Raw genomic sequence first — 7,595 nt, forward strand, 5'->3', positions numbered from 1 at the left:
TTGGCACGCTGTTGAGTTCTCAAGGAACGGACGCTTCCTTCAGATCCCTCTCAGGATCCCCCGGGCGCTTCCCTTCGGTGTTCCCGACTCTATCACGCTCGATTTCTCGAACTTCCGCTGAGCCGGGAGGAGTTGCTCACTACCGTAGAGGATTCCGCCGGCCGAGCCAAATCGACCGTGGAGTCTGTATTCCGGGCAAGCTCGAAGGACCCTACGGACCGCCCCGGACGGTGTCAAGTTGAGACCGGGCCACCGGGGCGTGCTGCCCTGTCGCCCAGTCAGGGGACCGGATCCGGGGGCCCCTTGGGCCGGCCGCTGTGACCTACGACTCATCGCCGGGGGCCGCGAAAAGCAGTGGCCGCCCCGGCGTCGGCGCCGCTAGGCTCTTGCGCCTTTGCGGAGGGGAGGGGGAGTGGCGATGCGGCGGAGGTCCGGGCTGTACCGGGCAGTCGCGGCCGGCGGTTTCCGGCGCTACGCGACCTACCGGCTGGCGACCGCGGCCGGGGTCTTCACCAACACCGTTTTCGGCTTCATCTACGCCTACACCTTTGTCGCCCTCTGGTCCCAGCGGCCCCAGCTCGGTGGCTACGACCAGGCGCAGGCGCTGACGTTCGTCTGGACCGGCCAGGCCCTGATCGGCGCGGTGTCGCTGCTGGGCGGCGGGTTCCAGGAGGAGCTGCAGGAACGCATCCGCAGCGGGGACGTGGCCATCGACCTGTACCGGCCGGCCGATCTGCAGATGTGGTGGCTGGCCTCCGATGCCGGGCGCGCGGCCTTCCAGTTGCTGGGGCGGGGCGTGGTGCCGCTGGCCGTGGGGGCGCTCGCGTTCGAGCTGGCGCTGCCGACGCGGCCGGGGACCTGGCTGCTGTTCCTGGGCTCGGTGGCGCTGGCCGTGGTGGTGAGTTTCGCGATCCGGTACCTGATCGCGCTCACCGCGTTCTGGTTGCTGGACGGGTCCGGGATGAACATGTTCGGCACGCTGCTGGCCATTTTCTTCTCCGGGATGGTGCTGCCGCTGACGGTGTTCCCCGGCGGGTTGGGCGAGGTGGCGCGCTGGCTGCCCTGGGCGGCGCTGCTCCAGGTGCCGGCCGATGTGCTGCTGGGGCGGCACGAGGGGGTCGCGGCGGTGGCCGGGGTGCTGGCCTTCCAGGCGGGGTGGGCGGTGGTGCTGCTCCTGCTCGGGCGTGCGGTGCAGTCCCTGGCGACGCGCAAGGTGGTGGTCCAGGGTGGGTGAGGGGCTGCGTGCCTACGGGCTGATCGTGGGGATGTGGGTGCGTTCGGCACTGACGTACCGGACGTCGTTCGTGCTGATGACGGTGGGCAGCGCGGTGGGGTCGATGCTGGACTTCGTGGCCCTGGCGATCATGTTCTCCCACGTGGAGGAGCTGGGCGGCTTCACCGTGGCGGAGGTCGCGCTGCTGTACGGGACGACGAGCGTGTCGCTGGGGCTGGCCGATCTGGTGCTGGGGAATCTCGACCGGGTCGGCGGCCGGATCAGGGACGGGACGCTGGACGTGCTGCTGGTGCGGCCGGCGCCGGTCTTCGCGCAGGTGGCGGCGGACCGGTTCGCGCTGCGCCGCATCGGGCGGGTGGCGCAGGGGCTGTTCGTGCTGGGGTGGGCGCTGACCCGGCTGGAGCTGGACTGGTCGGCGGGGCGCGTGCTGCTGCTGGTGGTCACGGTGGTGGCGGGCGCGGTGATTTTCGGCGCGATCTACGCGCTCGGCGGCGCGTTCCAGTTCGTCGCGCAGGACGCGGCCGAGGTGCAGAACTCGTTCACGTACGGCGGGAACACGTTGCTCCAGCACCCGCCGACGATCTTCGCGAAGGAGCTGGTGCGCGGGGTGACGTTCGTCGTGCCGCTGGCCTTCGTCAACTGGCTGCCCGTGCTGCGGCTGCTGGGCCGCGACGACCCGCTGGGCCTGCCGGGCTGGGTGGACGTCGCGTCCCCGGCGGTGGCGGCCGTGATGTGCGCGGTGGCCGCCCCGGCGTGGCGGGTGGGTGTGCGGAGCTATCGGAGTACGGGGAGTTGAGCGGCATGACCGATGCGCGGGCCGACGACGGGGCGCTGATCGAGGTGGACGGGCTGGAGAAGGTGTTCCGGGTCCGTCGCCGGCGGCGAACCGGCGGGCTGTGGCGGATCCGGCGGGTGCGGGAGGAGGTGCGGGCGGTCGACGGCATCTCGTTCCGGGTGGCGCGCGGGGAGATGGTGGGCTACATCGGGCCGAACGGCGCGGGGAAGTCGACCACGATCAAGATGCTGACGGGCATTCTGACGCCGAGCGGCGGGCGGCTGCGGGTGGCCGGGATCGATCCGTCGCGGGAGCGGACGAGGCTGGCGCGGCGGATCGGTGTGGTGTTCGGGCAGCGGACGACGCTGTGGTGGGACTTGCCGCTGCGGGACTCCTACGGCCTGGTGCGGCGGATGTACCGGGTGGAGGAGGCGCGGTTCCGGCGGAATCTGGACCGGTGCGTGGAGCTGCTGGACCTGGGGGCGCTGCTGGACGTGCCGGTGCGGCAGCTCTCGCTGGGGCAGCGGATGCGGGGGGACATCGCGGCGGCGCTGCTGCACGATCCGGACGTGCTGTATCTGGACGAGCCGACGATCGGGCTCGATGTGGTCAGCAAGGCGCGGGTGCGGGGGTTCCTGCGCGATCTGAACACGGAGCTGGGCACGACGGTGCTGCTGACGACGCACGATCTGACCGACATCGAGCAGCTGTGCGGCCGGGTGATGGTGATCGACCACGGGCGGCTGATGTACGACGGGGCGCCGGCGGGACTGCACGAGGTGGGCGAGAGCGAGCGGACGCTGGTGGTGGATCTGGAACGGGAGCTGCCGCCGATCGAGGTGGCGGGGGCGCGGACGGTGCGGGTGGAGGGGCCGCGGCAGTGGCTGGCGTTCCCCGCGTCGCGGAGCGCGGCGCCGTTGGTGGCGCGGATCGCGGAGGGGTTTCCGCTGGTGGACCTGTCGCTGCGGGAGCCGGACATCGAGGACGTGATCGCGCGGATGTACGCGCCCGGTGGGGCTGCCGGAGGCCCGGGGGTGGGGTAAACCCCCCGGCGGATACGGCGACGCACACCATCGTGCGGGGATGCCCCGGACGGCACTGTTGCCTGCGTACCTGACAAGGCAGTGCAGAAGAGCAGCAGAGGGGATCCGACGTGGCGACGGTCATGAGGGGGACTCGTACGGCGGTTGCCGCGCGGGCCGAGGGCGTGGTGAAGGCGTACGGCGCCGGTGAGACGCGGGTGGTGGCGCTGGACGGGGTGTCGGTGGACATCGAGCGGGGGGCGTTCACCGCGATCATGGGCCCGTCGGGGTCGGGGAAGTCGACGCTGATGCACTGCCTGGCCGGTCTGGACACCGTCACCGCCGGTCGTGTCTGGCTCGGCGCCACCGAGGTCACCGGCCTGAAGGACCGGAAGCTCACCCGGCTGCGCCGGGACAGCGTCGGCTTCGTCTTCCAGTCCTTCAACCTCCTGCCCACGCTCAACGCCCTGGAGAACATCACCCTCCCGATGGACATCGCCGGTCGCCGGCCCGACCGCGAGTGGCTGCGGCGCGTCGTCGCCACCGTCGGGCTGGCCGACCGCCTCAAGCACCGGCCCACCGAGCTGTCCGGCGGCCAGCAGCAGCGCGTCGCCGTGGCCCGCGCCCTCGCCGCCCGGCCCGAGATCATCTTCGGCGACGAGCCGACCGGCAACCTCGACTCCCGCGCCGGCGCCGAGATCCTCGGCTTCCTGCGCCGTTCCGTCGACGAACTCGGCCAGACCGTCGTCATGGTCACCCACGACCCCACCGCCGCCGCCCACGCCGACCGCGTCCTGTACCTGGCGGACGGGCGGATCGTCGACGACATGCTGAACCCGACGGCGGATCTGGTGCTGGACCGCATGCGCCGCTTCGACGCGCGGGGGCGGGTGGCATGACGGTCATGCGGACGTCCCTGCGGAGCTTCTTCGCGCACAAGGGACGCATGGTGCTGTCGGGGATCGCGATCGTGCTGTCCGTGGCGTTCGTCTGCGGCACGCTCGTCTTCACCGACACGCTCAACCGGACGTTCGACACGTTCTTCGACACCGTCGCCGCCGATGTGACGGTCGATCCGGCGGAGGAGGAGAACGCGCAGGACACCGGCCGGGAGGAGACGCTGCCCGCGGACGTGGTGGAGCGGGTCCGTGCCATCGACGGTGTGGAGCGGGCCGACGGGCTGGTGCTCAGCGGCGGCATCACGGTGGTCGACGCCGACGGGGACGACGTGGGCGCCTCGGCGGGGCCGACGTTCGGCGGCGACTGGGGGCCGGCCACCCAGCGCACGATGGAGCTGGCGGCCGGGGAGGCGCCGGGCGGGCCCGGCGAGGCGCTGGTCGACGTGGACATGACGGAGCAGAACGGCGTGGCGATCGGTGACGAGCTGGAGATCATCGCCGTGCCGGGCCGATTCGTGGTGGAGGTGACGGGCTTCGCGGAGTTCCGCGGCACGAACCCGGGGGCGGCGTACGTGCTGCTGGAGCCCGGGGCCGCGCGGACGGAGCTGCTGGGCGCGCCGGACGTGATCAGCTCGGTGGACGTGCTGGCCGCGGACGGGGTCGGTGACGAGGAGCTGAAGCGGCGGGTCGCGGAGGGGCTCGGCGCGGGCTTCGACGTCGAGACGCGGGCGGAGAACAAGGCGCAGATGAGCGAGGACCTCGGCTTCCTCGACGTCATCCGCTACGCGATGCTCGGCTTCGCGGGGATCGCGGTGCTGGTGGGCATCTTCCTCATCGTCAACACGTTCTCGATGCTGGTCGCGCAGCGCACCCGGGAGATCGGGCTGATGCGGGCGATCGGGGCCGGGCGCCGCCAGGTCAACCGGTCGGTGCTGGTGGAGGCGCTGCTGCTGGGGGTCATCGGGTCGGCGGTCGGCGTCGGCGCGGGGGTCGGGCTGGCGATCGGCCTGATGGAGCTGATGGGCGCGGCCGGGGTGAACCTGGACACGTCCGAGCTGACGGTGAACGTCACCACGCCGGTCGTCGGCATGGCGGTGGGCGTGCTGGCCACGGTGGTCGCGGCCTGGCTGCCGGCGCGGCGGGCGAGCCGGGTGTCGCCGATGGCGGCGCTGCGGGACGCGGGCACGCCGGGTGACGCGGCGGCCGGGAAGGGCCGCGCGGCGGTCGGGCTGCTGCTGACGGCCGCGGGCGTGGCGGCGCTGGTCGAGGCCGGGATGGCGGACGAGGCGGCCGAGGGGTCGCTGTACCTGTCGGCCGGGCTGCTGCTGACGCTGGTCGGCGCGGTGGTCGTGGGACCGCTGCTGGCGAGTGGCGCGGTGCGGGTGCTGAGCGCGGTGGTGCTGCGGATGTTCGGCCCGGTGGGCCGGATGGCCGGGCGGAACGCGCGGCGCAACCCGCGGCGCACGGGGGCCACGGCGGGCGCGCTGATGATCGGGCTGGCGCTGGTGGGATCGCTGTCGGTGGTCGGGGCCTCGGTGGTGGCGTCGGCGTCGGACCAGCTCGACCGGTCGGTGGGCGCCGACTTCATCATCGACACGACGTCGGACCAGCTCATCACGCCGGAGGCGGCGGAGGCGGTGCGCTCGACGCCGGGGCTGGCGCATGTCACGGACTACGCGGCGGTGATGGTGGAGCTGACGACGCCGGACGGCCGGACGGCGGCGGAGGAGGTCATCGCGGCGGACGCGACATACGCGGAGGACCTTCGGACGCCGACGGTGGCGGGCGAGCTGTCGGCGGCGTACGAGCCGGACCACATGTCGGTGAGCGAGTCGTTCGCCGAGGAGCACGGGCTGTCGGTGGGCGACGAGCTGACGGCGCGGTTCGTGGGCGGCGAGACGGTGGCGCTGACGGTGGGGGCGATCACGTCGGAGGACACGGTCTTCGACAAGGGCGCGATGTACCTGAGCCAGGACACGGCGCGGGCGCATCTGCCGGCGGATCTGATGCCGTTGAGCCAGTTGATGTTCGCCAGTGCGGAGGAGGGCCGGGAGGCGGCGGCGTACGCGGCGCTGCGGGAGAGCCTGGAGGCGTTCCCGCAGTACCAGGTGTCGGATCAGGCCGACTACAAGCAGATGCTGGAGGACGAGATCGGGCAGGTGCTGAACCTGGTCTACGGGCTGCTGGCGCTGGCGATCGTGGTGGCGATCCTGGGTGTGGTGAACACTCTCGCCCTGTCGGTGATCGAACGGACGCGGGAGATCGGGCTGATGCGGGCCATCGGCCTGTCGCGGCGGCAACTGCGGCGGATGGTGCGGCTGGAGTCGGTGGTGATCGCCCTCTTCGGCGCGCTGCTCGGCCTGGGTCTGGGCCTGGGCTGGGGCGCGACGGCGCAGCGGGTGCTGGCCCTGGAGGGCTTCGGCGTGCTGGAGATCCCGTGGGTCACGATCGCGGCCGTCTTCGCCGGCTCGGCGGTGGTGGGCCTGGCGGCGGCCCTCCTCCCGGCCTTCAGGGCGGGCCGGATGAACGTGCTCCGCGCGATAGCGACGGACTGAGGCCCGCCCGGCGAATCCCGGACGGGCCCGCGGGCGCTTCACGTGTGTTCTCCTACGTGCCGGAGGCCAGTTCGCGGCTGCGGTCGCGGGCTGCTTCCAGGGCCGCGATCAGGGCCGCGCGGACGCCATGGGTTTCCAGCTCGCGGATGGCGCTGATCGTCGTGCCGCCCGGGGAGGTGACCGCTTCGCGGAGGGTCACGGGGTGCTCCCCGCTGTCGCGCAGCATCACGGCGGCGCCGATCGCGGCCTGCACGATGAGGTCGTGGGCCTTGTCGCGCGGCAGGCCCAGCAGGATGCCCGCGTCGGTCATGGCCTCGACCAGGTAGTAGAAGTAGGCCGGTCCCGAGCCGGAGAGCGCGGTCGCCGCGTCCTGCTGGGACTCGGGCAGCCGCAGCGTCTTGCCGACGCCGTTGAAGATGTCCTCGGTGTGGACGAGGTGTTCCTCGGTGGCGTGCGTGCCGCCGGAGATGACGGACATCGCCTGGTCGACCAGGGCCGGGGTGTTGGGCATCACCCGCACCACCGGGGTGCCCGGCGTGAGGCGGGACTCGACGAAGGCCGTCGTGATGCCCGCCGCCGCCGAGATGATCAGCCGGTCGGACGGGAGGTGCGGGGCCAGTTCGTCCAGCAGCGTCCCCATGTCCTGCGGTTTGACGGCGAGGATGAGGGTGTCGGCGGTCTTGGCGGCCTCGGCGGTGCTGACGGTCTCCACGCCGTGCCGGGCGCGCAGCGCCTGGGCCCGCTCGGCCCGGCGCGCGGTGGCCAGCAGATCGGCGGGCGCCCGGCCGGCCCGGAGCATGCCGCCGAGCAGCGCCTCGCCGATCTTTCCGGCGCCGAGAACGGCGATCTTGTGGGTCATGACGCGGCTCACCTTGTCGCGGAAGAGGGGCGGTTGTCCGCCTCATCCTCGCATCCGCCCCTCGGGCAGGACACGGGAGTCGTGCGGCCCCGGCGCACTGCCCGGTGGACGGGGGCGAGTCCGGGACGCACGGCCGTGACGCGGGCGCCGCACCCCGGCGCTCGCGTCGATGTCGTGAACTCCCGGCCCGCGCCGCGGGTTTCACCCTTCGGGGCGCTGCCGTGCCGCGTCGTGCGGGCCGGGAGTTCACG

Annotated in this window: 6 protein-coding genes; 5 read left to right on the forward strand and 1 reads right to left on the reverse strand. The window is 72.6% G+C overall.

What is annotated here, in order from left to right; all coding sequences use genetic code 11:
• Positions 1-418 precede the first annotated feature (418 nt).
• The 5 genes from ACSNOC_RS26275 to ACSNOC_RS26295 all read left to right on the forward strand — a co-directional run bounded on the left by ACSNOC_RS26275 (position 419) and on the right by ACSNOC_RS26295 (position 6,485).
• Positions 419-1,234, forward strand: coding sequence for an ABC transporter permease (locus ACSNOC_RS26275; RefSeq protein ID WP_436750063.1), 816 nt, complete (start codon positions 419-421; stop codon positions 1,232-1,234).
• Positions 1,235-1,265: 31 nt separating this feature from the next.
• Complete coding sequence (locus tag ACSNOC_RS26280) at positions 1,266-2,030, forward strand: ABC transporter permease (RefSeq protein ID WP_436750068.1); 765 nt, start codon at positions 1,266-1,268, stop codon at positions 2,028-2,030.
• A 5-nt stretch (positions 2,031-2,035) separates the two neighbouring features.
• Complete coding sequence (locus ACSNOC_RS26285) at positions 2,036-3,052, forward strand: ABC transporter ATP-binding protein (protein ID WP_436750064.1); 1,017 nt, start codon at positions 2,036-2,038, stop codon at positions 3,050-3,052.
• Between the two features lie 122 nt (positions 3,053-3,174).
• Positions 3,175-3,930, forward strand: coding sequence for an ABC transporter ATP-binding protein (locus ACSNOC_RS26290; RefSeq protein ID WP_436750065.1), 756 nt, complete (start codon positions 3,175-3,177; stop codon positions 3,928-3,930).
• Positions 3,927-6,485, forward strand: a complete 2,559-nt coding sequence (locus tag ACSNOC_RS26295) for an ABC transporter permease (protein WP_436750066.1) — start codon at positions 3,927-3,929, stop codon at positions 6,483-6,485. The genes ACSNOC_RS26290 and ACSNOC_RS26295 overlap by 4 nt, the downstream gene beginning before the upstream one ends.
• A 52-nt stretch (positions 6,486-6,537) precedes the next feature.
• On the opposite strand, the gene proC is transcribed toward ACSNOC_RS26295, so the two are convergent.
• Positions 6,538-7,344 (reverse strand): pyrroline-5-carboxylate reductase, encoded by an 807-nt coding sequence (gene proC / locus ACSNOC_RS26300; protein ID WP_436750067.1) that lies wholly within the window; start codon positions 7,342-7,344, stop codon positions 6,538-6,540.
• Positions 7,345-7,595 lie beyond the last annotated feature (251 nt).

The organism is Streptomyces sp. URMC 129, assembly GCF_051386415.1.
GTDB lineage: Bacteria > Actinomycetota > Actinomycetes > Streptomycetales > Streptomycetaceae > Streptomyces.